General features: G+C 70.0%; 30 protein-coding genes and 2 pseudogenes. 18 read left to right on the plus strand and 14 right to left on the minus strand.

Going from position 1 to position 24802, the window contains the following annotated elements; genetic code table 11:
* From ACWD0F_RS46745 to ACWD0F_RS46775, 7 genes and pseudogenes are all read left to right on the plus strand, one after another.
* A pseudogene (locus ACWD0F_RS46745) lies at positions 1–624 on the plus strand (flavoprotein); the annotation flags it as partial.
* A gap of 27 nt (positions 625–651) precedes the next feature.
* On the plus strand, positions 652–915 hold the full coding sequence (locus tag ACWD0F_RS46750; RefSeq protein WP_449888814.1) for a hypothetical protein: 264 nt from the start codon (positions 652–654) through the stop codon (positions 913–915).
* On the plus strand, positions 912–2138 hold the full coding sequence (locus ACWD0F_RS46755; protein ID WP_449888816.1) for an MFS transporter: 1227 nt from the start codon (positions 912–914) through the stop codon (positions 2136–2138). The genes ACWD0F_RS46750 and ACWD0F_RS46755 overlap by 4 nt, the downstream gene beginning before the upstream one ends.
* A 32-nt stretch (positions 2139–2170) precedes the next feature.
* A complete protein-coding gene (locus tag ACWD0F_RS46760; RefSeq protein WP_449888817.1) occupies positions 2171–2557 on the plus strand; it encodes a metalloregulator ArsR/SmtB family transcription factor in 387 nt (128 codons plus the stop codon).
* Positions 2554–3612, plus strand: a complete 1059-nt coding sequence (locus ACWD0F_RS46765; protein WP_449888819.1) for an ArsO family NAD(P)H-dependent flavin-containing monooxygenase — start codon at positions 2554–2556, stop codon at positions 3610–3612. The genes ACWD0F_RS46760 and ACWD0F_RS46765 overlap by 4 nt, the downstream gene beginning before the upstream one ends.
* A 156-nt stretch (positions 3613–3768) precedes the next feature.
* The gene (locus tag ACWD0F_RS46770; protein WP_449888821.1) at positions 3769–4041 is read left to right on the plus strand and encodes a hypothetical protein; all 273 of its coding nucleotides are present in this window, start codon (positions 3769–3771) and stop codon (positions 4039–4041) included.
* Positions 4038–5321, plus strand: a complete 1284-nt coding sequence (locus ACWD0F_RS46775; protein WP_449888823.1) for a M28 family metallopeptidase — start codon at positions 4038–4040, stop codon at positions 5319–5321. Before ACWD0F_RS46770 ends, ACWD0F_RS46775 begins: the two co-directional genes overlap by 4 nt.
* Before the next feature lie 185 nt (positions 5322–5506).
* Here ACWD0F_RS46775 and ACWD0F_RS46780 read toward each other — a convergent pair whose 3' ends face one another.
* From ACWD0F_RS46780 to ACWD0F_RS46815, 8 genes are all read right to left on the minus strand, one after another.
* Positions 5507–5671 (minus strand): hypothetical protein, encoded by a 165-nt coding sequence (locus ACWD0F_RS46780; protein ID WP_449888824.1) that lies wholly within the window; start codon positions 5669–5671, stop codon positions 5507–5509.
* Between the two features lie 80 nt (positions 5672–5751).
* Positions 5752–6159 (minus strand): arsenate reductase ArsC, encoded by a 408-nt coding sequence (locus tag ACWD0F_RS46785; RefSeq protein ID WP_449888826.1) that lies wholly within the window; start codon positions 6157–6159, stop codon positions 5752–5754.
* Positions 6160–6186: 27 nt separating this feature from the next.
* Positions 6187–6378, minus strand: a complete 192-nt coding sequence (locus ACWD0F_RS46790; RefSeq protein WP_449888827.1) for a hypothetical protein — start codon at positions 6376–6378, stop codon at positions 6187–6189.
* Complete coding sequence (gene arsB, locus ACWD0F_RS46795) at positions 6375–7478, minus strand: ACR3 family arsenite efflux transporter (protein ID WP_449888828.1); 1104 nt, start codon at positions 7476–7478, stop codon at positions 6375–6377. Before arsB ends, ACWD0F_RS46790 begins: the two co-directional genes overlap by 4 nt.
* A 14-nt stretch (positions 7479–7492) precedes the next feature.
* On the minus strand, positions 7493–7834 hold the full coding sequence (locus ACWD0F_RS46800) for an ArsR/SmtB family transcription factor (protein ID WP_449888830.1): 342 nt from the start codon (positions 7832–7834) through the stop codon (positions 7493–7495).
* A gap of 313 nt (positions 7835–8147) precedes the next feature.
* Complete coding sequence (locus tag ACWD0F_RS46805; protein WP_449888831.1) at positions 8148–9377, minus strand: GNAT family N-acetyltransferase; 1230 nt, start codon at positions 9375–9377, stop codon at positions 8148–8150.
* Between the two features lie 9 nt (positions 9378–9386).
* The gene (locus ACWD0F_RS46810; RefSeq protein WP_449888833.1) at positions 9387–9722 is read right to left on the minus strand and encodes an ArsR/SmtB family transcription factor; all 336 of its coding nucleotides are present in this window, start codon (positions 9720–9722) and stop codon (positions 9387–9389) included.
* 2 nt (positions 9723–9724) lie between these two features.
* Positions 9725–10672 (minus strand): hypothetical protein, encoded by a 948-nt coding sequence (locus ACWD0F_RS46815; RefSeq protein ID WP_449888835.1) that lies wholly within the window; start codon positions 10670–10672, stop codon positions 9725–9727.
* 80 nt (positions 10673–10752) lie between these two features.
* On the opposite strand from ACWD0F_RS46815, the pseudogene ACWD0F_RS46820 reads away from it, so the two are divergent.
* Both ACWD0F_RS46820 and ACWD0F_RS46825 read left to right on the plus strand, forming a co-directional pair.
* Positions 10753–10935 (plus strand): annotated as a pseudogene (locus ACWD0F_RS46820) (cytochrome P450); the annotation flags it as partial.
* Positions 10936–11148: 213 nt separating this feature from the next.
* The gene (locus ACWD0F_RS46825) at positions 11149–12003 is read left to right on the plus strand and encodes an SDR family oxidoreductase (RefSeq protein ID WP_449888837.1); all 855 of its coding nucleotides are present in this window, start codon (positions 11149–11151) and stop codon (positions 12001–12003) included.
* Between the two features lie 37 nt (positions 12004–12040).
* Here the strand turns inward: ACWD0F_RS46825 and ACWD0F_RS46830 are convergent, their stop codons facing one another.
* From ACWD0F_RS46830 to ACWD0F_RS46840, 3 genes are all read right to left on the minus strand, one after another.
* The gene (locus ACWD0F_RS46830) at positions 12041–12385 is read right to left on the minus strand and encodes a hypothetical protein (RefSeq protein WP_449888839.1); all 345 of its coding nucleotides are present in this window, start codon (positions 12383–12385) and stop codon (positions 12041–12043) included.
* Positions 12386–12479: 94 nt separating this feature from the next.
* Positions 12480–13055 carry a TetR/AcrR family transcriptional regulator gene (locus ACWD0F_RS46835; protein ID WP_449888840.1) on the minus strand — a complete coding sequence of 192 codons (576 nt, stop codon included), beginning with the start codon at positions 13053–13055 and terminating at the stop codon, positions 12480–12482.
* A gap of 153 nt (positions 13056–13208) precedes the next feature.
* Entirely contained in the window at positions 13209–14381 is a 1173-nt protein-coding gene (locus ACWD0F_RS46840) for a cytochrome P450 (protein ID WP_449888841.1), read from the minus strand.
* Between the two features lie 543 nt (positions 14382–14924).
* Here ACWD0F_RS46840 and ACWD0F_RS46845 point away from each other — a divergent pair.
* From ACWD0F_RS46845 to ACWD0F_RS46860, 4 genes are all read left to right on the plus strand, one after another.
* Positions 14925–15344: an STAS domain-containing protein gene (locus ACWD0F_RS46845; protein ID WP_449888842.1), complete on the plus strand. Its 420-nt coding sequence runs from the start codon at positions 14925–14927 to the stop codon at positions 15342–15344.
* Positions 15345–15451: 107 nt separating this feature from the next.
* Entirely contained in the window at positions 15452–16216 is a 765-nt protein-coding gene (locus ACWD0F_RS46850; RefSeq protein ID WP_449888844.1) for a GAF and ANTAR domain-containing protein, read from the plus strand.
* A gap of 81 nt (positions 16217–16297) precedes the next feature.
* The gene (locus ACWD0F_RS46855) at positions 16298–17050 is read left to right on the plus strand and encodes a GAF and ANTAR domain-containing protein (protein WP_449888846.1); all 753 of its coding nucleotides are present in this window, start codon (positions 16298–16300) and stop codon (positions 17048–17050) included.
* Positions 17051–17331: 281 nt separating this feature from the next.
* The gene (locus ACWD0F_RS46860) at positions 17332–17943 is read left to right on the plus strand and encodes a LysR family substrate-binding domain-containing protein (RefSeq protein ID WP_449888918.1); all 612 of its coding nucleotides are present in this window, start codon (positions 17332–17334) and stop codon (positions 17941–17943) included.
* Here ACWD0F_RS46860 and ppk2 read toward each other — a convergent pair.
* Positions 17879–18865 carry a polyphosphate kinase 2 gene (gene ppk2, locus ACWD0F_RS46865; protein WP_449888848.1) on the minus strand — a complete coding sequence of 329 codons (987 nt, stop codon included), beginning with the start codon at positions 18863–18865 and terminating at the stop codon, positions 17879–17881. The genes ACWD0F_RS46860 and ppk2 overlap by 65 nt on opposite strands.
* Before the next feature lie 222 nt (positions 18866–19087).
* Entirely contained in the window at positions 19088–19522 is a 435-nt protein-coding gene (locus ACWD0F_RS46870; protein ID WP_449888850.1) for an ATP-binding protein, read from the minus strand.
* A 484-nt stretch (positions 19523–20006) separates the two neighbouring features.
* Here ACWD0F_RS46870 and ACWD0F_RS46875 point away from each other — a divergent pair, with 484 nt between their 5' ends.
* A complete protein-coding gene (locus tag ACWD0F_RS46875) occupies positions 20007–20171 on the plus strand; it encodes a hypothetical protein (protein ID WP_449888852.1) in 165 nt (54 codons plus the stop codon).
* A gap of 5 nt (positions 20172–20176) precedes the next feature.
* Here the strand turns inward: ACWD0F_RS46875 and ACWD0F_RS46880 are convergent, their stop codons facing one another.
* Positions 20177–21019, minus strand: coding sequence for a LysR family transcriptional regulator (locus ACWD0F_RS46880; RefSeq protein WP_449888854.1), 843 nt, complete (start codon positions 21017–21019; stop codon positions 20177–20179).
* A 96-nt stretch (positions 21020–21115) separates the two neighbouring features.
* On the opposite strand from ACWD0F_RS46880, the gene ACWD0F_RS46885 reads away from it, so the two are divergent.
* The 4 genes from ACWD0F_RS46885 (at position 21116) to ACWD0F_RS46900 (ending at position 24766) form a co-directional block, all read left to right on the plus strand.
* Positions 21116–21955 carry a TIGR03620 family F420-dependent LLM class oxidoreductase gene (locus ACWD0F_RS46885; protein WP_449888856.1) on the plus strand — a complete coding sequence of 280 codons (840 nt, stop codon included), beginning with the start codon at positions 21116–21118 and terminating at the stop codon, positions 21953–21955.
* 373 nt (positions 21956–22328) lie between these two features.
* A complete protein-coding gene (locus tag ACWD0F_RS46890) occupies positions 22329–22688 on the plus strand; it encodes a hypothetical protein (RefSeq protein ID WP_449888857.1) in 360 nt (119 codons plus the stop codon).
* Positions 22689–22817: 129 nt separating this feature from the next.
* Positions 22818–24119: a histidine kinase gene (locus tag ACWD0F_RS46895; RefSeq protein ID WP_449888859.1), complete on the plus strand. Its 1302-nt coding sequence runs from the start codon at positions 22818–22820 to the stop codon at positions 24117–24119.
* Positions 24110–24766, plus strand: coding sequence for a response regulator (locus ACWD0F_RS46900; RefSeq protein ID WP_449888861.1), 657 nt, complete (start codon positions 24110–24112; stop codon positions 24764–24766). Before ACWD0F_RS46895 ends, ACWD0F_RS46900 begins: the two co-directional genes overlap by 10 nt.
* The last annotated feature ends 36 nt before the right edge of the window (positions 24767–24802 follow it).

A 24802-nucleotide genomic window follows, 5' to 3' on the forward strand; every position in this document is an offset into this window, starting at 1 on the left:
CCCGCCCGTGGCGCGCTCGGCACCCGCCTGCACGCCCACGTCGAAAGCGGCCGCATCCGCCTGGTGACCGGCTTCTTCACCCACACCATCGAGCGCGACGGCCGGCAGGTACGGGTGCTCAGCCGCGACCCGTCCGGCGCCGAGCAGGCCATCGTCGCCGACCGCATCGTGGCCGCCACCGGCTACCGGCCCGACCACACCATCGCCGGCGAACTGCGCCTCGACCTCGATGCGGTCCTCGGCTCCACCCGCGCGCTGGCACCGCTGATCGACCCCAACGCGCACTCCTGCGGCACCGTCCCGCCGCACGGGGCCGACGAGCTGGCCCACCCCGAGCCCGGCTACTACGCCGTAGGCGTCAAGAGCTACGGCCGCGCCCCCACCTTCCTCATGGCCACCGGCTACGAGCAGGCCCGCTCGGTCGTCGCCGCCCTGGCCGGCGACTGGGCAGCCGCCCGCGATGTGCAGTTGGACCTGCCCGAGACCGGGGTGTGCTCATCCAACCTGGCCGAAGCCCAGGAACAGCGGGTCGGCCTGGCCACCGGCATCAGCGGCGGCCTGCTCGGCACTCCGCTCGCACTGGCCGACGTCTCCGCCTCCAGCGGCGGCAGCTGCTGCGGCTGACCACCAGCCGAACCCGAAAGGCCGAACATGTCCGACGGACACCCCACCGCGGCACAGAAGGAAGCCCTGCAGGTGATCTGCGACCATGAGCCGCTGCCCACCAACCAGCTGAGTGAACACCTGCTGGCCGCTCGCGCTCCCAGCACCAACCCCGGCTACGCTCCGGCGATCGCCCGCATGGCGGGAACGCTCGCCTGGCGGTTGCAGGCCCAGGGCTTCATCACCGAGACCCGCGCGGGCACCTGGACGACCACGACCGATGGCCGAACGCTGATCGCCTGCCCGGCATGAGGTCCGACACCGAGACCGCCGCCCCCGGCATCGAGGGCGGCGGTCGGCCGCGTCCCGGCCATGGATGGCAGGTGGTGGCCGCGCTGGCCGTCACCCAGACCATCGGCTACGGCGTGCTCTACTACGCCTTCTCCGTCTTCCTGGCCCCCATGTCCGCCGACCTGCACGCCTCCAACGCGCAGATCGCCGCCGCACTCACGCTGTCCATCCTGATCGCCGCCCTGTGCGCGCCGCTGGTCGGCCGCTGGCTGGACGCCCGCGGCGGGCGGGCCCTGATGACGACCGGATCGGTGGTGGGCGCCGTGGCAGTGCTGGCCTGGTCGCGAGTGGAGAGCCTGCCGCAGCTGTACGCGGTGTTCGCGATCGTCGGCGTGGCCTGCTCCATGGTGCTGTACGAGGCCGCCTTCGCCGTCATCGTCTCCCTCAACGCCGGCAACGAGCGGGGCCGGGCAAGCGGGCTGCTGGCGCTGACCATCGTGGCCGGGTTCGCCTCCTCGATCTTCCTGCCGCTCACCGGGCTGCTGGTGGACCGGTACGGCTGGCGCACGGCGCTGGTGATCCTGGCCGTGGTCTACGGGACGGCGGCGATCCCGCTGCACGCCCTCGTGGTGCGCCGCCGCGCCGCCACGGCGAAGTCGGTGGCCGAAGAGCGGGCCGGGATCGTCAAAGCGGCCACCCGTCGGCGGCCGTTCTGGTTGCTGGTGATCGCCTTCACCGCCAACGGCGGCGCGGTCGCCACCGTGGCGGTACTGCTCATCACCTACCTGATCCACCTCGGCCACCCGCCCGTGCTGGCCGCCACGTTGGCCGGGCTGCTGGGCGTGCTGTCGGTGACCGGAAGGCTGATCACCACCGGTCTGCAGACCCGGCTGCCCGCCGCCCTCATCGCCGCCGCCATCTTCGCCCTGCAAGGGGTGGCCGTCCTGCTGCTGCCACTGATCGGGCGCAGTGCAGCGGGCGCGATCGGCGCGGTGCTGCTGTTCGGGCTCGGCTTCGGCATCGCCTCCATCACCCTGCCCCACCTGCTCGTCGGCCGCTACGGCACCGCCGCCTACGCCTCGCTGGCCGGCCGCATCGCCGTCTTCTCCGTCGCCGACAAAGCCCTGGCCCCGCTGGGGGCGGTCGCGCTCGCCCAGGCCGCCGGCTACAGCTGGGTGATGGGCGCGGTGGCCGCCGCGTGCGCGATCTCCGCGTTCGCGCTGGTGGCCTACCACCGCCTATAATTTAGACAGACTTCGAATCAGGAGAGGTTGTCATGACCGTCCCAACCGGCCAGTGCTGCGCCCCGATCGCCCGCGAACCGCTCGCCGAGGAGACCGCCGCCGAGCTGGCCGGCATGCTCAAGGCAGTCGCCGACCCGGTACGGCTGCGCCTGCTGTCCATGATCGGCTCTCACGCCGGTGGCGAGGCGTGCGTCTGCGACCTGACCGGCACCTTCGACCTGACCGCGCCCACCATCTCCCACCACCTCAAAGTGCTGCGCACGGCGGGACTGATCGACGGCGAGCGGCGCGGCACCTGGATCTACTACCGCATCATCCCCGAGGCGGTTAACAGGCTCGGCGCCCTGTTCACCCCGCTCACCGAGTCCGCTCCCCAGCCTGCTGCAGGACGCACTGAGCTGGAGTTGCTCCCCGCATGACGGCCGCCCCCCGGCCGGTCGACGTCCTGGTGATCGGCGGCGGGCAGGCGGGCCTGGCGGCCGGCTACTACCTGCGCCGCGCGAAAGCCGACTTCGTCATCCTCGACGGCCAGGAGGCTCCTGGTGGCGCCTGGCAGCATGCCTGGCCGTCGCTGCGCCTGTTCTCACCCGCCCAATACAGTTCGCTGCCCGGCCGGATGATGCCCATCCCGCCCGGCGGCGGCTACCCGAGCGCCGCCGACACGGTCGCTTACCTGGCCGACTACGAACGCCGCTACGACCTGCCGATCCTGCGCCCGGTGACGGTGCGTGCGGTGCGGCGCGGCGAGGGCCACCTCCTGGTCGAGACCGGCCACGGCATCTGGCAGGCCAAGGCCGTGATCAGCGCCACCGGCACCTGGTCGCGCCCCTACATCCCGCACTCCCCCGGCATCGGCGACTTCGGCGGCGAGCACCTGCACGCCGCCGGCTACCGCGGCCCCGAGCCGCTGCGCGGCAAGCGGGTGGTCGTCGTCGGCGGCGGCAACTCCGCCGCCCAGCTCCTGGCCGAGGTGTCCACCGTCGCCGACACCATCTGGGTCGCCCGCCGCCCGCCCCGCCTGCTCCCGGACGAGATCGACGGCCGCGCCCTGTTCGACCTGGCCACCCGCCGCCACCGCGCCGCGCAGGCGGGCGAGCGGGCCGAAGGCATCGCCGACCTGGGCGACATCGTCGCGGTGCCGCCCGTGCGGGAGGCCCGCGACCGTGGCGCGCTCAAGGCCGAGCCCATGTTCGCCCGCGTCACCTCCCGTGGCGTTGCCTGGGTCGACGGCAGCACGCTGGCCTGCGACGTCATCGTGTGGTGCACCGGCTTCCGGGCCGCCCTAAGCCACCTGGCCCTCTTGCGCCTGCGCGGCCGGGACGGGCCCATCCCCACCCGCGGCACCCAGGCCATCGGCGAGCCCCGCCTGCACCTGCTCGGCTACGGCGACTGGACCGGACCCGCCTCGGCCACCCTCATCGGCGCCGGCCGTACCGCCCGGCAGCTGGCCGCCGAGATCACCGCCCAGCTGTAGTGCGATTCGCTGCGTACCCGGACACAACCTCGCCCTAATTAGACTCTCGTCTATCTTGACGAGCGTCGAATCAGCGTGAGATCGTGGCAGCTGCTTAGACATCCATCTAATTTTGAAGCGGGGTGGGCCATCCGCTCTGCTCGGTAGGGAAACACGATGACGAACCAGATCAGCGGCGGCTTCCTCGGCGACCTGGACGAGGCCTTCACCCCGCCCGCCGCCGGAGGCTGCTGCGGCGCCCCCTCCACCTCCGCCGGGGAGCCGTCGGACGTCGCCGGGCAGGCCACGGAGCTGACCGCTGCGGCGACGGCCTGCTGCGGCAGCACGGATGCCGCCAGCCAGGCCGCCCAGCGCGGTTGCTGCGGCCAAGCCCCGGCTCCGGCCACCACCCAGGCCGACGTCCAGAACGCCACTGGATGCTGCGGATGACCACCGCGACACCCCACTCCCACCAGGCCCGGCCGGACCTGGCAACCCTCGTGGAAGCGGTGTCCGCCGCCCGCATGCAGGCCACGGTGCGCGAGCTGGCCGACGAGCGCTACGCCGGGCGGCGCGTGGGCTCGCCCGGCGGCCGCGCCGCCGCCACCTGGCTGGCTGAGCAACTTGGCGCGCTGGGCGCCGAGGTGCAGCCGTCGGAGTTCGAGGTGGCGGGCGTGCGCGAGCTGTATGAGACGCCCGTGCTGGAATGGGCCGGTGTCGGGCAGACGCGGCGCCTGGAGCACCGCCGCGACTTCGTCGAACACCTGGCCTCCGCCGAACTGCCGCACCCGCGCTCCGCTCACCTGGTCAAGGTCCCCGAGACCGGCTCCCCGGCCGGCTCGGGGAGTGGCCTGCGCGACCGGTGGATCCTGGCCGACGCCCCGAACTGGGCACGAGCATGCGAGCTGGCCGAGGCACATGCCGCTGCCGGAGTGCTGACCGTGCGCGGCACCGACGCGGAAGGCTGGATGCCCAAAATGATCGCTGGGCCACCCGTCCGCACGGCGCCCATCATCGCCGTGCACCCCGAGGTGCACCGGCACCTGGCCGAAGCGCTGGACGGCGGCCCGGTCCAGGTGACCGGCTCGATGCCGCTGCGGCAGATCGCCACCCGAGGCCGCAATGTCTACGCCCGCTTCCCGCACCCCACCGGCGCAGACGGAGACGGGGACGAGGGCCGGGTGCGGGTGCTGCTGACCGCACACTACGACGGCGTCGGCGATGACCCCGGCCAGAGGCTGCCCGCAGCCGCAGACAACGCCTCCGGAGTAGCCGCGGTCCTGGAAGCGGCCCTTGTGCTGTCAGCCGCGCAACCGCATCCCGGGCTGGAGCTGGCGGTGGCGTTCCTGGACGCCGAGGAGGCCGGCGCGTGGGGCTCGGCCCACCACGCCGCCACGCTGCCGCCCGACACCCTGGTCATCAACCTGGACGGGGCGGCGCAGCTGCACCAGGCCGCCTCCGTCGAGGCGGGCGGCCCCGCCCATGCCCTGCTGGCCACCCTGGACCAGGCCGCCCGCCTGACCGGCGTGCCCCTGCGGGCGGGCGCGATGGCCTCCGACAACCGCCGCTACGCCGCCGCCGGGCTGGCCGCGATCGGCATCGGCATGGGCATGCCCGGCTACCAGACCCCCGCCGAGACACCCGACCGTGTCGAGGCGGACACCCTCAACGCCGCCGCCCGCCTGCTGGTGGCCACCGTCTGCGGGCTGTCACGCTCACTGAGGGCCTGACCTGGCCTCTGAGAGCGACCCGTTCCTCGCGGAGCTTGGCGCGATACTTCATCAAGGCACCGACGGGAGACGACGCCAGGCCGGGTATGCCTGCCGGGAGGCCGCCGCGTGATCCGCGCGGCGGCCTCCCGGCGGAGACCGGTTACCGCTCCCGAACGGCCTGCGGCGCGAGCTCGTCCAGCAGGTCACGGACCATCAGTGTCGGCGTGCTCGGCGCCCGGCAGCCGCTGCCGCCGAACGATCACCTCGGCGAACAGGGCAATGGCCTCGCGCGCCATCTTCTCCGCCGGGATGATGGCCGCGCGCGCCGCCGCTGACCGCGATGCGGGCGGCGGAGTCGGCGCGGTCATGGCGGCTCACAGATCGCCATCGGGTGACTCGCACGGGACGTCGGTACGGGCACCACGGCGGTGGTCTCCCCCCAAGGCAGCTACTGCGAGGGCAGCAACTCGTCGAGCAGCCTGTCGATCCGGGTGCGGATCTCCTCGCGGATCGGCCGCACCGCCTCGATGCCCTGCCCGGCGGGGTCGTCCAGCTTCCAGTCCTCATACCGCTTGCCGGGGAAGATCGGGCAGGCGTCGCCGCAGCCCATGGTGATGACCACGTCGGAGGCCTCGACCGCGTCGACGGTGAGGATCTTGGGCTGCTGATCGGTGATGTCGATGCCGACCTCGCGCATCGCCTCGACCGCGACCGGGTTGACCTGCTCGGCGGGCGCCGATCCGGCGGAGCGGACCTCGATGCGGTCCCCCGCCAGCTGGGTGAGCCAGCCGGCGGCCATCTGGGAGCGGCCGGCGTTGTGCACGCAGACGAACAGCACACTGGGCTTCTCATTCATATGACGACCCTTTTCTCAACGGCATGATCAGGCGCCGGGCGGTGGCGGTGAAGGCAGGGAGGTTGCGGAAACGGCGCCGAAAGCGGCACCGCAGAGCAGGGCGATCAGTATGTTGCGGACGAGCAGATAGACGATCATCGTCCACAGTACGGCGGCGATCACACCCCAGGCGAGCCGGTGTCCACTCGCCCAGCGCAAGAAGGCCACCAGCGGTCTCACCGTGCCGGCTCCTTGGGTGCGTTGGTGAACAGACGGCGGCCGGCCAGGCTGACGTAGACCAGAGCGACCAGGACGGGTACCTCGATCAGCGGGCCGACCACCCCGGCCAGCGCCTGGCCGGAGGTGACACCGAAGACGCCGATCGCCACGGCGATGGCCAGTTCGAAGTTGTTGCCGGCGGCGGTGAAAGCGAGCGTGGTAGAGCGCTCGTAGCCCAGGCCGATCGCCTTCCCGGCCAGGAACGAGCCGCCCCACATGAGAGCGAAGTAGACCAGGAGCGGCAGCGCGATGCGGGCCACGTCTCCGGGCTGGGAGGTGATCGTGTGGCCCTGCAGGGCGAACAGGACGACGATGGTGAACAGCAGCCCGTACAGGGCCAGCGGGCCGATGCGGGGCAGGAACCGGCTCTCATACCACTCGCGGCCCTTCCTGCGCTCACCGAGCCGACGTGACAGGTATCCGGCGGCGAGGGGGACGCCAAGGAAGATGAGCACGTACTGGGCGATGTCCCAGGCCGACACCTCCAGCGCGGCCTGCTGCAGGCCAAGCCACCCCGGAAGCACCTGAAGGTAGAACCAGCCCAAGGCGCCGAACGCGACCACCTGGAAGATCGAGTTGAGCGCGACCAGAACGGCGGCGGCCTCGCGGTCGCCGCAGGCCAGATCGTTCCAGATGAGCACCATGGCGATGCAGCGCGCCAACCCGACGATGATCAGTCCCGTGCGATACTCGGGCAGATCCGGCAGGAGCAGCCACGCCAGCGCGAACATGATGGCCGGGCCGAGGACCCAGTTCAGCACCAGCGACGCGACCAGCAGGCGCCGGTCCCCGGTCACCGTGCCCAGACGGTCGTAGCGGACCTTGGCCAGCACCGGATACATCATGAGCAGCAGGCCGAGCGCGATCGGCAGCGAGATCTCACCGATCTTCACTGCTTCCAGTGCCGTGTCCAGGCCCGATACCAGCCGGCCGAGCAGCAGCCCGGCGGCCATCGCCGCGATGATCCAGACCGGCAGGAATCGATCGAGCGTCGACAGCGCGCCGAGCACACCAGGAGCGGCAGGGGCGGCAGGGGCGGCCTCGACGGGGCGAGCGGACATGCGGTCGTTCTCTCTCACGCGGTGACAGGCACGGTCAGCAGGGCCGACAGCTCACCGAGCGTCTCGGGCACCAGCCGGTAGTACACCCACGAGGCACGCCGCTCTGAGGTGAGCAGCCCGACCTCCTTCAAGACCTTCAGGTGATGGCTGATGGTCGGCTGGGACAACTCGAACGCGCCGGTGATATCGCACACGCACACCTCCCCGCCCGCACGGCTGGCCACGATCGACAGGACGCGCAGCCGCACCGGATCACCCAGCGCCTTGAACACCCGCGCCACACCGGCGGCCTGCTCGGCGTCCAGCGGTTCACGGGCCAGCGGCGGACTGCACTCCAAGATCTCCAGCAGTTCCATCAGCTCTCCTGGTATAGATACATGTCGAACTCGACTCCCATCTATATTGACACACATCTAAGCGTGCTTCGGGCGCGTACCCGTGGAGCCGCTCATCTCTTCCAGGCGAACCCGCCCTATGGGGCACGCGTACCTGCCTGGAGCGATATCGGGGCCTCACCGCCGCATGGTCGGCCATCAGCCGCTCAGACAGTGCGGGCCGTCGGGCCTGTGATGAGCCCCACCCTCGCCGCCCTCGCCTGGCGAGACCGGCGCGTAGGCGCACGGACGCTTGAACGGCCGCAGGAGGCGGACCCGGAACGCCAAAGGCTCATCAGGCGTGAACGGAGGTGCTCCGCCGTTCGATGAACAAGACATCCCACCACCGGCCGCAGTGCTGCCCCACACGCTCGCGCGTACCGACCACCCGGAAGCCGAGGGCTTGATGGAGACACAGGCTGACAGCGTTCTCCGGGAAGATGCCGGACTGGATCGTCCACATGCCCGCGTCCTCGCTGGCGGCGATGAACGCCGACAGCAGCGCCTTGCCGATGCCGTGGGCCTGGCAGCCGGGGTGGACGTAGATGCTGTGCTCAACCACGCCCACATACACCGGACGGGACGACACCGCCGAAGCCGCCACCCAGCCGAGCACCTCTCCGGAGTCGCCATCGGTCGCCACATACCGCAGATGCGGCAACCGGCTCGCGGTGAAGCCCTCCCAGCTGGGCGCGGTGGTCTCGAAGCTGGCCTGGCCGGTGTCCAACCCGGCCTGGTAGATGGCCAGCACTTCGGCGGCGTCGCTCTCGCGCATCGGCCGGATCTCCAGGCCGGGCCCGATGGCTGGCTTGACGGCCTGGACGATCGCCGAGTGCACCCCGTCGCCGTGATCGGCGCTCAACGTGATGGCGATCTTAACAAAGCCGGCCGCGGCCAGCAGGTCCCGGTACTCCTGCACGGCGAGCGACCCGGCCGCGCAGCCAATGCGCTGCTCGGCCCGCTGCCGCGCCTGCTCGTCCAGGACGTGCGCGGTGACGACGTCACTGACACCGAACCGGCCACCGGGCCGCAGCACCCTGAACGCCTCGACCAGCACCGCCGCCTTGTCATCCGACAGGTTGATCACGCAGTTGGAGATGACCACGTCGACCGCGTGGCCGGGCAGCGGGATCTCCTCGATCGTGCCGCGCAGGAACCGCACGTTGGACACGCCCGCCTGCTCGGCGTTGCGCCGGGCCAGCTCCACCATCGCCGGGCTGGCGTCCAGGCCGAAGACGGTGCCGTGCGGGCCGACGCGGCGGGCTGACAGCAGCACGTCGATGCCGCCACCGGAGCCGAGGTCGAGTACCGTCTCACCGGCGCGCAACTCGGCGACGGCGACCGGGTTTCCACACCCCAGGCTGGCCCGAACTGCCCCGTCGGGAAGCGCCGCGGTGTCGTCGTATCCGGTCGGGCCGAAGCCACCGTCTGCGAAGGCCGCGGGGTCGCAGTCGGTGATGCGCTGCCCGGTGAGCGCGGTGCGGGCCAGGGCGGAGTAGTGGTCGACGATCTCGTCGTGGGCCATGAGATCTCCTCAGTCGCAGACCGGCGCGGCCGGCACGGGGTTGCCCATCACCACGTCCGCGGCGGTGGGAAAGCAGCTCACGCAGCTCTCGTTGATCCGGTACAGGCTGGAGGTGCCCCGCTTCTCGACCAGCACGAACCGCACATCGGCCAGGATCTTCAGGTGGTGGGAGACGGTGGACTGACCCACGCCGGAGGCGGTCACGATCTCGCCCACGCTCATCGGCGCCCGCCGTCGCGCCAGCAGCGACACGATCTGGATCCGGGTGGCGTCGGCCAGGGCTTTGAACCAGCTGGCGTACTCCTCGGCCTCCGCGCGCGGCAGCGGCCCCTGCTTCTCATCCATCGTCAATCGACGATATTCGATGATTCGGGAAGACGGAAGCCCATCGTTCGTGATGGCACAGGGTCGGCATCCGTGCGCCGAAGGGTCCACAGCCGGAGCCTCGCCGTGAGGTGGCGTGGCGCCGCTACGGCACGTCTGTCGCGGCGCCGCGGCTCGGGCCAGGGAGGTCCGACCGTGAGCTGTTGCTCGACCCGGACGTGATCGATGATCCGTATCCGTTCTACCAGCGGCTGCGCACCCAGGCACCGGTGTGGCAGGTTCCCGGTACCGGGGTGTTCACGGTCAGCACCTATGAGCTGGTGACCGAGGCGGCGACCCGGGTCGAGGACTTCTCCTCCAACATGAAGTGCCTGCTCTACCGAGACGACGCAGGGCTCCCGGCCACTTTGGCCTTCGGTGATGTCGGTGTTCAGACGCTCGCCACCGCCGACCCGCCGTTGCACGCCCTGCACCGCAAGACCGTCTTCCCCGAACTGGTCGCCAAGCGCATGGCCGCCCTCGAACCCGGCATCGCCGGCCTCGCTCACACCCTCGTGACCCAGGCCCTGGAGCGCCCGGCCGTCGAGTTCATGACCGAGATCGCCAACATCGTGCCGATCACCATGATCAGCCGTCTCATCGGCTTCCCCGACGCCGACACCGGCCGGCTCCTGAACGCCGCGTTCGACTCCACCGCGATGCTCGGATCGACCCTGTCCCACGCCGAGCTCCTGGAGCGCATCGGCCGCACCGGGCAGATCCAGACCTGGCTGACCGGGCAGCTCACCCAGGCGATGCGGCAGCCGGGCGAGGACCTGCTCGGCGCGGTCGCCCGCGGTGTCAACGAGCAGGTGTTCGGCACCTTCGAGGCCACCGTCATCCTGCACACCCTGCTCAGCGCCGGCGGCGAGTCGACCATCAGCCTGCTCGGCAACGCCGTCCGCCTGCTGGCAGAACACCCCGGCCTGCAACGGCAGCTACGCGAAAACCCGACCAGGTCGCCACGTTCGTCGAAGAGGCGCTCCGCCTCGAACCCCCGTTCCGGCACTTCATGCGCTCGGTGCCGCACGACACCACCCTCGGCGGAGCCGACATCCCGGCCGGCTCGACGGTCCTGCTGCTGTGGGGCGCCGCCAACCGCGACCCCGCCGAGTTCCCGCGGCCGGACGACATCGACCTCACCCGACAGGTGCCACGCCTGCACCTGTCGTTCGGGCGCGGCATCCACCACTGTGTCGGCGCACCCCTGGCACGGGTCGAAGCACACACCGTCCTGACCGTGCTCCTGGAACACACCAGCGACATCACCCTCGACCCCGACCACCCGCCCTGCTGGGTCAACAGCCTCATGATCCGCCGCCACCAGCGGCTCCCCGTGCGCCTCACCGCCCGGTGACCCGCACCCCGGAACCCAGCGCCCATGGCACTGACCACATCGGAAGCCCTCATGAGTGAGCTGGAAAGACCACAGAACGTTGTTGTCGTCATCGGCGCCGGCGGCATGGGCCTGGCCATCGCGCGCCGTCTCACCGCCGGCCGGCGGCTGCTGCTCGCCGACCACTCCGGCACCGCCTTGCAAGCAGCCGTGAGTGTCCTTCGCGATGAGGGGCACCTGGTCGAAGGCCATGCGGTGGACGTCTCCGACCGGGACGCGGTCGAGAAACTGGCCCGCGCGGCCGGGGCCGCGGGCCGTATCGACGCCGTGATCCACACCGCCGGTGTCTCGCCCGTCAGCGCGACCAGCCAGCAGATCTACGACGTGGACCTGCTCGGCACCGCCCACGTCATCGATGCCTTCCACACCGTCGCCACCCCTGGCACCTGCCTGGTCTGCATCGCCAGTATGGCCGGCCACCTCGCAACGCCGACCGCGGATCTGGAACGGCACCTCGCGACCGCACCCACCGACCAGCTCCTCCAGCACAAGGAACTCAACCCTCAAGACCCTCCCGAAATGGCCTACATCACCGCCAAGCGCGGCAACCAGCTGCGTGTCCAAGCCGCCGCCCACGCCTGGGGACGCCGAGGCGCACGACTGAACACCATCAGCCCCGGCCTGATCTCCACCCCGATGGGCGCGCAAGAACTCCAAGGTCCCGTGGGCGCCTACATCCAGTCGATGATCGACCTGTCCGGCGCCCGCCGCACCGGCACCCCAGACGACATCGCCGCCGCAGTGGCCTTCCTGACCAGCCCGGACTCCTCCTTCATCACCGGCAACGACCTCCTGATCGACGGCGGAGCGATCGCCGCGCAACGATGGAACAGCCATGACCGGCCTTCAGGGTCGGGGCTCATCTAGCTGTGGCGAGCCGCGAAACAGGCAGTGATCCCGCGTTCTACCTGGGACTTTCTGGACCGTGGATGATGCGGTGGATGGTGGAGCGGATGAAGCGGCGTACGGGTTCGGGCAGTTTGGGCTGCTTGTTCTTGAGCTTGCCGTTCTTGCTGGCCAAGGCCGGGCACAGATGGCCCGGGTGGCGTGCTGGCCGGTGGCTTCGAACGTGTCTTCTGGCCCCAAGGGAACGAGTCCTCTGGCCCCAGTACGCGATCTTAAGCACGGGCGGCGCCGAAAGCCGATGGAACATCGTCCCCAGGCGCATGGCCGCGAAGTCGGGATCGTGCGCGGCGAGCGAGGTGGCGGCGTCCGGACGTATGTCCGCCTCCAGCAGGCGGATCAGCACGACGTGGGTGTGGCCCAGGAGATAGAGCCGAGCTGGGGTCAGGACGAGGACGACGCTGACCGCGAGTCTGGGGCGGCGCCGAACCGCGGGCGCATCAGTCGAGGACGTGATGCGTCGATGGGGGCGGCAGGGTGGTCGGAGCCGGACGCAAACCGTCGATGAGGAGTGCGAGGTATCGCTTGCGGTCGGCGCCGTCGGGATCATCGGGATGCACCGTGGCGAGGGTCATGACGACGACCGCGGCCAGGTCGCGGGCCCGCAGCTCCGGCCGTACGAGGCCGGCGTCGATGGCACGGCGCAACAGCCGTTCCGTCGAGTGGGCGCAGCGGTGAAAGCTCTCGACACCGATCGCGTGCGTCTCGCGGGCGAGCGCGAGTATCACCTGCCGTCCGGCGAATACGTCGACGGTGGCCTCGAGCGAGCCGATGAGATCCAGCCACGGGTTGTCGGTCTCCACTGCGGTGACCGGCTCGATCTCAGAGGTGAGGATGTGCTCAAAGACAGCGCGCACAAGCTGGTCACGATTGCGGAAGCGCCGGTAGAGCGTTGCCACGCCGATGTCGGCACGCCGCGCGACCTCTTCGAGGGTCACGGTCGGCCCGGCTTCCTCAAAGGCCCGGCCGGCCGCGACAATGATCCGCTCGTAATTACGCGCGGCGTCTACTCGCAAGCCCTGGCCTCCTGTTATCGCCATTTACGCACGTTAACAGCTGCGTCGTCCAGCTCGCGTTCTCGATCATTCACCACGCGCAGTGCCGCATACGGGCACTGCGCGACGGCCCTGACGCAGGTATCACGCTCAGCCGCGACCTTGATTTCCGTCTCACCAGGTGACGGGAAGTGTGTGCAATCCATAGATGACGTGGGAGGAGCGAAACTCGACTGCCTCGTACGGCACGGCCAGGGCGAGTGCGGGAAAGCGTCGCAGCAACGCCGGGAAGGCGATCCGCATCTCCATCCGGGCCAAGGGCGCTCCCAGGCAATGGTGCACGCCGTGGCCGAACGCGACGTGGCCGGGCGCACCACGGGTGATGTCGAGCCGGTCGGGGTTGTCGACGAGTGCCGGGTCGCGGTTGGCACCGGGCAGCGCCACTACCACGCGCTCGCCCGCGGGAATGGTGTGGCCGGCGATCTCCACCTCGGTCGTGGTGGTCCGGGGCACCCCCGCGGGCACGATCGACAGCCATCGCAGCAGCTCTTCAACCGCGGGTTCCACCTGTGCCGGATCGTCGCGCATCATGGCCAGCTGCTCCGGATGGCGCAGCAGCGCCAGGGTGCCGAGGCCGAGCATGTTCGCTGTCGTCTCGTGCCCGGCGACCAGCAGCAGCGAGGCGATGCCGGCAAGCTCGGCGGTGCTCAGATCGTCGCCGTGCTCGCGCACCAGCATGCCCAGCATGTCCTCGCCGGGTGCCGATTGGGCCTGTGTGACCAGGCCGGTCATGTATGCGCGGCTCTCACGTTGCAACGCCGGCCGCTGCTCCATCGGCAACGAGGTGTCGAGCAGGCGGGCGGTGCGGTGCTGGAACTCCGCGCGGTCGGCATAGGGCACGCCCAGCAGCTCACAGATCACCAGTGACGGCACCGGCAGAGCGAAGGCCGACACCAGATCGGCGGGCTTGCCGGACCGCTCGAGATCGTCGAGAGCGGCGTCGACGATCTCGACGATCCGGGGCTCTAGCCGGCGCATCCGGCGCACGGTGAACTCGGGGGTGAGCATCCGGCGCAGCCGCGTGTGGTCGGGTGGGTCGAACGCGAGCAGCTGCCCGGCCCGCATCTCGGCGAGCTCCTCGTCACTCAGGGTGGGGCCGCCCGGCCGCGCGAACGGTTGTGTGCCGGCGTTGCTGAACCGGGCCGAGTCCGAAAGCACCTCGCGGACGTCCTCGTACCGGCTCACCATGTAGGCGGGCATGCCGAAGGCCGTCGTCACGCGACTGACGCCCTCGGTGTCCCGGATTCGGTTGAACTCCTCAACGGGATCGAACTGCTCCCGCCGCATGTGCAGGGGGATTTCCGGTGTTTCGGTCATCGTCTGTCTCGCCTTCCCCAGCCGGGTTGGATGAACCCACGCTACGCAGCGAATCGATAGATGTCTATCACTTGATAGCTGACTATCAAATGGATCGGTGGTTGCTCTTGTGGACGGACCGTGTATCGCGGTAGATCATTTAGACCGCCACCCTCACCTCAGACCCCGGAGACGACCATTCGAAGATCAACTAGAAGGTTTACACCGCGCCGCTGGACAACAGCAGCCCGACGCGCGGTCCGTCAACGGCCAAGTGCGTGTGGCCCTGGTGCGGGTCGCGTGAAGCGCGGGCTTGGTAGCAGCTCCGGCATCATCTAGGCTGAGGTCGAAAGAGAGCACTCTTTCACCCTTCGCACCATCTGGGGATTGCGCGTATCGCGATCTTCGTACCGTCCTGACCCTGCGGTGCCAAGGTGACGCGGCCCGGCAGCCGGCCAGGCGTCAACGTCTGTGGTCGGGGGCCCGTCTGGTTCGCCTCAAATCTTCATGTGATGCCTGCTGAAAGTGGGCGACATGACAAGGCTCGACATCAGCACCGTGCACCATCCCGGCCACTTCGCTCACCCCGGCCATACCGTCTTGTCCATGGTGGGCGAGCTGGACGCCATGTCCAGGGCCGAGCTGGAACGCCTTCTGGACCGGTTGTGCAAGGACGGTCACCATCGCATCATCGTCGACGTCTCGGAGCTGACCTTTTGCGACAGCGGCGGACTGCGGCTGCTCCTGCTCAGCACGCAACGCTTCTTCGCGACCGGCGGCTGGTTCCGGTTGCGCGGCCTCAGCTCGGTGTTGACTCGCCTGGCAGGCCTCCTGCGGGTGCGCCGGCAGGCCGTCGCCGACGGACCGTCCACCTACATCCTCGCCAGCGACATCCTGGCCGGCTATGTCCTGGGCAGCACAGACGCCGAGGCGCGGTGCGACTCGGCCAGGTAAGCGGTGCCGTGCAGACGGGCGGTGGTGTGCTTGGCCGGCATCCAGCCTGATGCGGATCAGCTGGCCCCCGCCCCTGACCGTCGCCGGCGCGCAGACGGTGAGGGCCGATGAACACGCAGCGTTCCGCGGCGGTGTGGGAATCGATCATCACCTCTGCTCGCGGTCATGGCGCACCGGTCACCCTGGAGACGGTCTGCGTGGTCTGCGCCAGGACACTGGATGCGCACGGGGTCGCGATAGCCCTGGCTGGTCCGCCGATGGACTATGAGCCGTTGTGTGGAAGCAGCCCGGCCGCCTATGAGTTGATGGTCGCCCATGCCACCCTGGGCGAGGGTCCAGCCGTCGCTGCCCTGGCCGATCAGCGTCCCATTCTGGCGCCGGACCTGGCCGAGCCGGAGATCCAGCGACGCTGGCCGATGTTCGCCCCGGCCGCACTGCGCGCGGGCGCACCTGCGCTCTTCGCCTTTCCGCTGCTGCTGGGCGCGATCTCGGTCGGTGTGCTGGAAATCAGCCGAGCCCGGGCGGGGTGGATGACCGCCGGTGATCTCGCCGACGCGCTGATCTTCGCCGATGCTGCCCTGCTCGTGCACATCCAGCAAACGGGCCTGGGCACCGGACCGGCCGGGGCGTCCGCCGATGGCGCGGAGATCGATGGGGCCGGCGTGGACATGGGCGGCTTCTGGCACGGCAGTGTGGAGCGGTGGGCGCAGGTGCATCAGGCCACCGGAATGATCGCCGTCCAGGCGGGCGTGGATCTGCGCACCGCGTTTGTGCGGTTGCGCGCGCACGCGTTCGCTGCCGAGCGGACCCTGCTCGATGTGGCCGACGACGTGGTGGGGCGGCGTCTGCGTTTTGTTCCGGAGCGGAGATGAAGCTCCTCATGTGCAGCTGTGAGTCTGTCGTCGGCGCCGTCGCTCTGGGCGGTATGCCATGCTGACTTCGAGGTGAGGCCGGTGCTCGATCGCAAAACCGTCCAGACGTTCGTGGAGCTGGCCGACACTCTGGTCGTCGGCTTCGATGTCATCGACTTCCTGCAGATGCTGGCCGAGCGTTGTGTGGAACTGCTGGAGGTCGACGCCGCCGGCATCCTGCTGGCTGATGCGCGCGGCTCGCTCACCCTGGTCGCGGCCTCCAGTGAGCAGGTGCGCCTGCTGGAGCTGTTCCAGCTGCAGGACGAGGAAGGGCCCTGTCTGGACTGCCACCGCGGCGGTCAGGTGGTCACCTGCGCGGATCTGCGCGCCGAGCCGCGGGTGTGGCCGCGCTTCGCCCAGGCGGCGCAGCGGGCCGGGTATGTCTCGGTGCAGGCCTTCCCGTTGCGCTTGCGTGAGCAGGTGCTGGGCGCGATGAACCTGTTCAGCCACGCGCCCGGTGCCCCATCCGCCGATACCAGCGCGGTGGCCCAGGCGCTGGCCGACGTGGCCACCATCGGCGTCACCCACGAGCGCACCCTGCGCCAGCATCAGCTGGTCACCGAGCAACTGCAGTACGCCCTCAACACCCGCGTCATCATCGAGCAGGCCAAAGGCATGCTGGCCGAACGCGCGCAGATCAGCCCGGCCGAGGCCTTCACGCTGATGCGTGGCTACGCCCGCAATCACAACGAGAAGCTGTCGGGGGTCGCCACCCGGATCATCGATCAGGACCCGCAGCTGGCCGGACTCATCCAGGCCGGTCTCAGCAGCAGCACTGGCGGCTCTGACACCTGACCCGATCGCAGCCACCTGATGAGGACGGCCCCGAGCTCGGCCCATCTACGGCGAAAGGCAAGGCCACCGGTAGCGAAGGATCAGATGTGCCGCCGTGACGGTCCCAGATGTGGCACACCGACGAGAAGGCCGGGGCACCGGAACCTGGCCGTGTCGGTCGAAGTCACCCGCCACAAAGAGCATCGATGCATGCTCATGGGAAGCCGTCTGAGCTGAGATTGATGCCTCGACCTTGGTGAACCAGGACGGCGACTGATTGCGAACGAGATGGGCGCAGCCAGCTGGAAGACGACGGCCTGGAACGCCGCCTGGACATCGCCATCGGACACGCCTCCCAGGCCCCGGCAGAGGTGACCGCCAAGCTCATCAGACTGGATCCACTCGGCGTGCTGGTGCCCGACCACCCCTTCGCCGACCTCGACGGCGTACCCGTCGCCGCCCTGGCCGGCCAACCCTTGCTGCTCGGCGAGGAGGCCCAGACACCGGAGCTCAACCAGTTCGTCCTCGCGCTGTGCCGCTCGGGCGGGTTCGCGCCCACCATCTACGAGGGCACCGTTCAGAGCACCCGCGCCGCCGCCGACCTCGTACTCCAGCACCGCTGCGTGCATTGCATCCCTTCCTCCTTCCGCACCTCCAACCGGCCCGGCACCACCTGGCGGCCTCTGACCGAACCTGCCACGCACTACCCCTGGTCACTGCTGTGGCACGCCGCCAACCCCTCCCCCACATCGCCACCGTCATCAACAGCGCCCGGCACCTGGCCCAACGGCTCGGCTGGCTGGAACCCGCCACCCGGCGGTCAGTGGCATGGGCCGGCCGGTGCCCTGACTAGCCGCGCCGTCCGGGGGTTGGGTCGCGGTCTTCGTCCAGGACGTCGGCGGCCGTCCGGATGATGAGCGGATCGGGTACGCCGACCACCTCGTGGTCCTTGTTGTCGTAGTCGAATCGGGTCAGCACGTGGCGGATGGCTTCGATGCGGGCGCGTTTCTTGTCGTTGCTCTTGATGACCGTCCAGGGTGCGTGGACGGTGTCGGTGTGCTGGAACATGTCCTCTTTGGCGTCGGTGTACTCGTCCCACTTTTGGCGGGAGGCCAGATCCATCGGGGACAACTTCCAGCGCCGGACCGGGTCGACGGTGCGGATGATGAAGCGGGTGAGCTGCTCGCTGCGGGACACCGAGAACCAGAACTTGATCAGGTGGATGCCGTCCTCGACCAGCATCTGTTCGAGCATCGGCGCCTGCCGCAGAAACTGCAGGTACTCCGGCGCGGTGCAGAACTCCATCACCCGCTCGACACCGGTTCGGTTGTACCAGGAGCGGTCGAAGAAGACCATCTCGCCGGCCGCGGGCAGGTGGGCGATGTAGCGCTGGAAGTACCACTGGGTGCTCTCCCGCTCACCGGGCTTTTCCAGAGCCACGACAGCGGAGCCGCGAGGGTTGAGATGTTCGCGGAAGCGCTTGATCGTCCCACCTTTGCCCGCCGCGTCACGCCCTTCGAAGAGGATCACCAACCGAACTCCGGTTTCCTTGATCCAATACTGCAGCTTCACCAGCTCGATCTGGAGTAACCGCTTGGTTCGGTCGTATTCCTGCCGGTCCATCTTGGTCGTGTACGGATAGTGCTCCCGCCAGGTGTCAACGGAGTGACCATGACGATCCACCAGAATCGGGTCGTCATCGTCGTTGTCGACTACGCGGAGGTTGGGAAGATCGTTGAGGAGCTCGCTAGGGGCCACCGTGTCATCCCCGCGCGGGCCGGCAGTCAGGAGCTGGTTCGCGAGGGTGTCGCCCGTGTCGTTGCTCGTGTTGTCCACGCCGCGCGCCCTACCCCGAGCCCACCGCCCGACACGCGGGAGACACGCTCTACACACCCGGCGATGAGCTGCATCGGCTCTTTCCGCCCTGCACGCCCTGCACGCCCTCCACGCCCTGCTGCATGATCGATTCATCGCCGTAATCAGGCCAATAGTCCCTGGCCAAGGTCTTCATGCTGCCTGGTCCGGGCAGCGTGCTCAGGCCGGCGGCGCGTAGTCGCTCTATGGCCGATGGCCTTCCCGGCCTGGCCCCGGGCACGGCCGGCAGTCGCCGGTGGAGTGGTGGCACATGCGCAACCTCAGGCGGGAGCCCTGCTCGCTCTGCTCGAGCTCGACGTGGTCGCACAGATGCTGGATCACCCACAGGCCAAAGCCTCCTGAGCTGGTGGGATCGACCTTGGCCGCGGCCAGATGCTCATCGCTCAGCCGTCCGGCGAAGTCGACGATGTCCACGACGATGGCGTCGGCGCCACTGCGGACGATCACCATCCCGACGGCGGCGCCGTGGTCGAGCACGTTGGTGACCGCCTCATTGACCGCGATCACCAGATCCTCCAACCGCTCATCCCGCAGACCGCCACGGTGGGCATGAGCACGGACCAGGCCGCGCATGAGCTCCAGATCGGCACTGATGGGACACCGGAGCTCGAATTCCATGCTCATGATCATTCAGCCCGCTCAAGCGGTAGTGGGAGGAACTCGAACCGTACCCGCTATCCCCGCACGAGGCGATCTGACAGCGGCGCGCCGCCGATCGACTCGCTGTCCCGGTCGTGGCAGGTTCGAGCTCGTACAGAGACGGCGGCGGGTGTGTTCCCCTTCCATCTATCGCGCATACGATGACGCCGTGATGAGCCCTCCCGGCGACGACCCGGAAGCTGCGACCGTCCTCCCGAACGTGTTGCCAGTCCCGGCCTGCGTTGATCAGACCGCGTTCGCTGCGGCGGCTGCTGCGCGGCGCATGACGGGGTGGGCACCCCGGAAGCGCCGGACACAGGGGCGCCGTCCGACATCACCTCAACGACCGCATCGACGGTGCCGTGCGAGAACTTCTTCGTCAGCTCCGGAATCTGGCCGAACGGATCGAGTTCCTCGACGGGCTCATCGAATCGCCGGCCTTCCCGGTGCATCACCGCCCGGCGTGGTGAAGGAGCCTTCGGGCACGTTCTGGCTCGGACCCGCCGACAGCGGCAGCGAGGTCTCCATGGAGGATCTCGAGGCGTTGCCGACGGACCCCGAGGCGTTGCGGCAGAAGGTCACCGCGATGCAGAAGGGTGGTCCCGTCGGCGAGCGCTGGATCAGGTAGCGCGGTCAGTCTCCGAAGGCCGTGTGGTGGGCCGCGGCGCAGGCGCGCGGAAGGTCCTGCGGCACGATGACGCTGCCGATGACCGTCGTCAGCGGTGCCAGGGGGATCGCCCGCACGCGGGCCGAGCGGATCTCGGCGACCTGGTCGGCGGGCAGCACCGTCCAGCCGCGCGGATCCGAGCCCACTTCGACGAGGGTGTCCTGGACCGTCCCCGACGGGCGGCCGCGCGGCGGTTCGATCCCGGCCTCGCGCAGCGAGGCGGACACGGAGTCCGGCGACGGGATCCACAGGTCGCCGCCGGCCAGGTCGGCGACGCCCACGGCCGCGCGCCCGGCAGCGGGGTGCCGCGCGGACACGACCGCGAACAGCGGCTCGGTCCAGGTCGGCAGCACCCGCACCCCGGGTGCCGACCGCACGCCCCTGGCCAGCGCGAGGTCGACGTCCCCCTGCCGCACGGCGTTCAGGCGCGCGGTCAGCGGCAGGTCTACGAGTACGACGCCGAAGCCCGGGGCCCGCTCGCGCAGCGCGTCGATCCCGCGTTCCAGCCGGGCGGTGAACTGCCCGGTGCCCGTCCCGATGCGCATCACCCCGCCCTGCTCGCTCGCCGTGGCCCGGACCCGGTCGACGGCGGCGAGAGCCTCCCTCGCCGTCTCGAGCACGCGGTGCCCGGCCGCGGTGAGCCGAACCCGGCGTGGTGACCGGTCGAACAGCCGGACCCCCAGCTCGCGTTCCAGCCGGGCGATCGTCCTGCTGACCGCCGGCTGGGCGATGCTCAGCCGGTCGGCGGCTCGGCCGAAGTGCAGTTCCTCGGCGACGGTGACGAAGTACCGCAACGCCCGTAGTTCCATCGGCCCGCCTCCTGTCCTGCGACGATGCCCCCAGGTTATCGCTGCGCGTCCGGACCGGGCCTGGTTCGCGGCGGACGCTCCTGGTGTACTCGCCGCATGAGCATCGATCTTGGACTTCTCGGCGCCCACCTGCGCGAGCACGAAGTGACCCCGGACTGGGCGGCGGACCTCGAGCGCGCCGGCTACGGCACGCTCTGGCTGGACGCCTCTCCCCCGGCCGACCTCGCCCTGGCGGAACGGCTGCTGGACGCGACCACCCGGCTGGTGATCGGGACGAGCGTGGTGAACGCGTGGACCGCGGACGCGGAGACCGTCGCCGCCTCGTACCACCGGCTTGAGGCGAAGCACCCCAGCCGGTTCCTGCTCGGGGTCGGGATCGGGCACCGCGAGGTCCACGCCGAGTACACCTCGCCGTACGCCACCCTGATGTCCTATGTGGATCGGTTGACGCGGGCCGGCGTGCCCGCCGGCCGGATCGTGCTGGCCGCGCTCGGGCCGCGGATGCTGCGCCTGGCGCGCGACCGCACGGCCGGGACCCTCACGGGCCTGATCACCCCCGAGCACACCCGGCGGGCCCGCGCGGCGCTCGGCGCGGGGAAACTGGTGCTGCCCGGGCATTTCGCGCTCCCGGAACCCGACGCCGATCGGGCTCGCGCGATCGCTCGGTCCGCCCCGCCCGGCACCGCATTGGGCGTGACGAACTACGCGAACAACCTCCGGCGGCTGGGGTACACCGAAGCGGACCTCTCCGGCTCCGGGAGCGACCGCTTGATCGACGAGCTCGTCGCCCACGGCACCCCGGACGCCGTGGCGAAGGGTCTGCTCGCGCACCTGGACGCGGGCGCGGATCAGGTCGGGGTGTACCCCCTCGGCAACGACCCGATCGATACCCTGCTCGTGGTCGCCGACGCGGTGCGCGACGCCGGGCGCGGGTGACGGTCAGCCGTGTGGGCGCCAAGAACTCGGCCGCCCTATGCGACCTGACGCCCACCCCTCGGTCAGCGGCCACCAGGGCAGATACGAGATGCGCGAGGGATGGGTCGGCGACACCGCCAAGATGTGGCCCGAAGCCGCCCCCGCACTCTGGCCGAGATGGTCCTCATCGCATTCGGCGACCTGTCGTCTGTGACAGCGCGGTCCTGTGACCATCGCCACCGAGCGGTCATCTCCACCGATCGGTTGATTCGCTCCACCGCGTGGACGACCGCCCGAATCCACCGCCCGCCCGGAAGATCGGGCGATCCGCACTGGGTGCCTCCGTTGCGACGCTGGTTCCCTTCGGCGAACGGAAAGGATGGAGGCAGTGGAGATGCGTAATGTGGTCTGGCTGATCAGAGGGTACGCCGCGGTCAGCCTGCTGACACTGGTGACGATGATCGTGTTCAGGAACGATGGGGCGATGGTCACCGACTCGGTCTGGGTCCGCGGCATTATTGTCGCCGCCGCCTCGCTGGTCACGCTGTTCTTCGCGGTCCAGGCGGCCCGCGGCGAGCGGAAGATGCTGCTGCGGCTGCGGATCGTCACCGCGATCATGATGGTCGCGATCGTGGTGATCATCGCGTTGCCCGGCCTGTTCCCACTCTGGTTCAAGCTGGAGCAGGGCGTCTGCGGCCTGCTCCTGCTGCCCGTGGTCGTACAGCTCAACCGGCGACCGGCGGGCCGGCAATGAGCGCGGCGATCGAAAGGGAGAAGCGCACCAGGCGGACGGCCCTGCGGGACGCCACGAACGCACCAGACGGGTGGGCGGCGGGGGCCGCCGTGGCAGCGGCTAGATTGTTCGGCTGGAAGTAGGTGGGCGATGCGCGATTGGCAGCTGGCTGGGCCGGTGGGCTGGGAACGACGACTCCAGCCCATGGTCACCGTGGTCCCGTACGTGCTGCTGGCCGTCATGGCCGCCCTGACCATCGCAATCAAGCACGACCAGCCGGGCCCCCTCGCCATCGATCTCGCGCTCTGCGCGGCGGCCGCGGTGTGGAGCCTGGCGCTGTTCACGCTGCGCCCGGCGTGGCGTGGCCGGATCGGCGTGATGAGCGTCTTCCTGACGGGGCTGATCCTGTTCGTGCTGGTCATGGTCGTGCGCAATCCGTGGTTCGGCTTCTACACGCCGGCGCTGTACTTCTACGCGTACCGGATCATCGGCTGGCCCCGCGAGCTGTACTTCATCGTCGGCGCCGCGGTCGTGGCGGGTACGGCGCAGTCGGCCGGCCTGGACATCGGCACCTGGCTCGGCCTCCTGGAGTACCTGGGGGTCCTGGCCGTCAACATCGCGCCGATGTGCCTGCTGGCCTGGCTCGGCGAGATCGGCGCGCGGTACTACGAGGCCAGGGAGACGGCGCTGCGCGAGACCAGGGAGGCCAACGGGCGGCTGGCCGGCGCCCTGGCCGAGAACGCGGCGCTGCAGGAACGGCTGGTCGAGCAGGCCCGCGCCGCCGGGGTCCTGGACGAGCGGGCCCGGATGGCGCGGGAGATCCACGACACGCTGGCCCAGGGCCTGACCGGAATCGTCACCCAGTTGCGGGCGGCCGAGCAAGCGGCCGACGACCCGGACGCGTGGCGCCGGCATCACGCGGCGGCGACCGCGCTGGCCAGGGAGAGCCTGACCGAGGCGCGGCGCTCGGTGAACGAGCTGCGCCCCGAACCGCTGGAGACCGGCCGGCTGGCCGACGCGATCACCGAGGTGGCTGCCAAATGGTCGGCCCGCCACAACCTTCCGGCCCAGGTGGCCGTCACCGGCGAAACCCGTACGATGCGCCCGGAGGCCGAGGTCGTCCTGCTGCGGGTCGCTCAGGAGGCGCTGGCCAACGTCGCCAAGCACGCCGGCACCGCCACTCGCGTCGGCCTCACCCTCTCCTACATGGACCGGCAGGTGGCACTCGACGTCCGCGACGACGGCCCCGGCTTCGACCCGGCCGCGCGGTTCGAGCGCGGCGCGAGCTTCGACCCGGCCGCACCGGTCGAACGTGGCGGGGGCTTCGGGCTGGTGGCGATGCTGCAGCGGATCGAGGCGCTGTCGGGCACGTTGCAGATCGAATCGGAGGTGGGCAGCGGGACCGGGATCTCGGCCTGCCTGCCCACGGAGGCGCTGGAGGTATGTCAGTGAGTGACCCGATCAAGCTGCTCGTCGCCGACGACCACCCGGTGGTACGCGACGGGCTGAGCAGCATGTTCGCCCGCGATCCCGAGTTCAGCGTGGTGGGTGAGGCGGCGGACGGGGCCGAGGCGGTCCGGCTGGCCGAGGCGCTCGGGCCGGACGTGATCCTGATGGACCTGCGGATGGCCGGCATGGACGGCGTCACCGCGATCGGCGAGCTGGCCAGGCGCGGCGTACCGGCCCGGGTGCTGGTGTTGACCACGTACGACACCGACAGCCACGTGCTGCCCGCGATCGAGGCCGGCGCAACCGGCTACCTGCTCAAGGACGCGCCACGGGAGGAGCTGCTGCGTGCCGTGCGCTCGGCCGCACGCGGCGAGGTCACGCTCTCGCCGTCGGTGGCCGCCCGCCTGATGAGCCGGTTCCGCACCCCGGCGCCTTCGACCGGGCCGTTGAGCCGGCGCGAGCTGGAGGTGCTGCGGCTGGTCGCGGCCGGCCACACCAACCGGGAGGCGGCGGCCCGGCTGTTCATCACCGAGGCCACGGTCAAGACGCACTTGCTCAACATCTACGCGAAGCTCGACGTCAAGGACCGTGCGGCGGCGGTGGCGGAAGGGTACAACCGCGGCCTGCTGGAGGCTCCCGAACGCCCGTAGGTCATCCGGGCGCGGCACCGTGGCTGACGGCGCTGG

This window comes from Nonomuraea sp. NPDC002799, assembly GCF_053592075.1.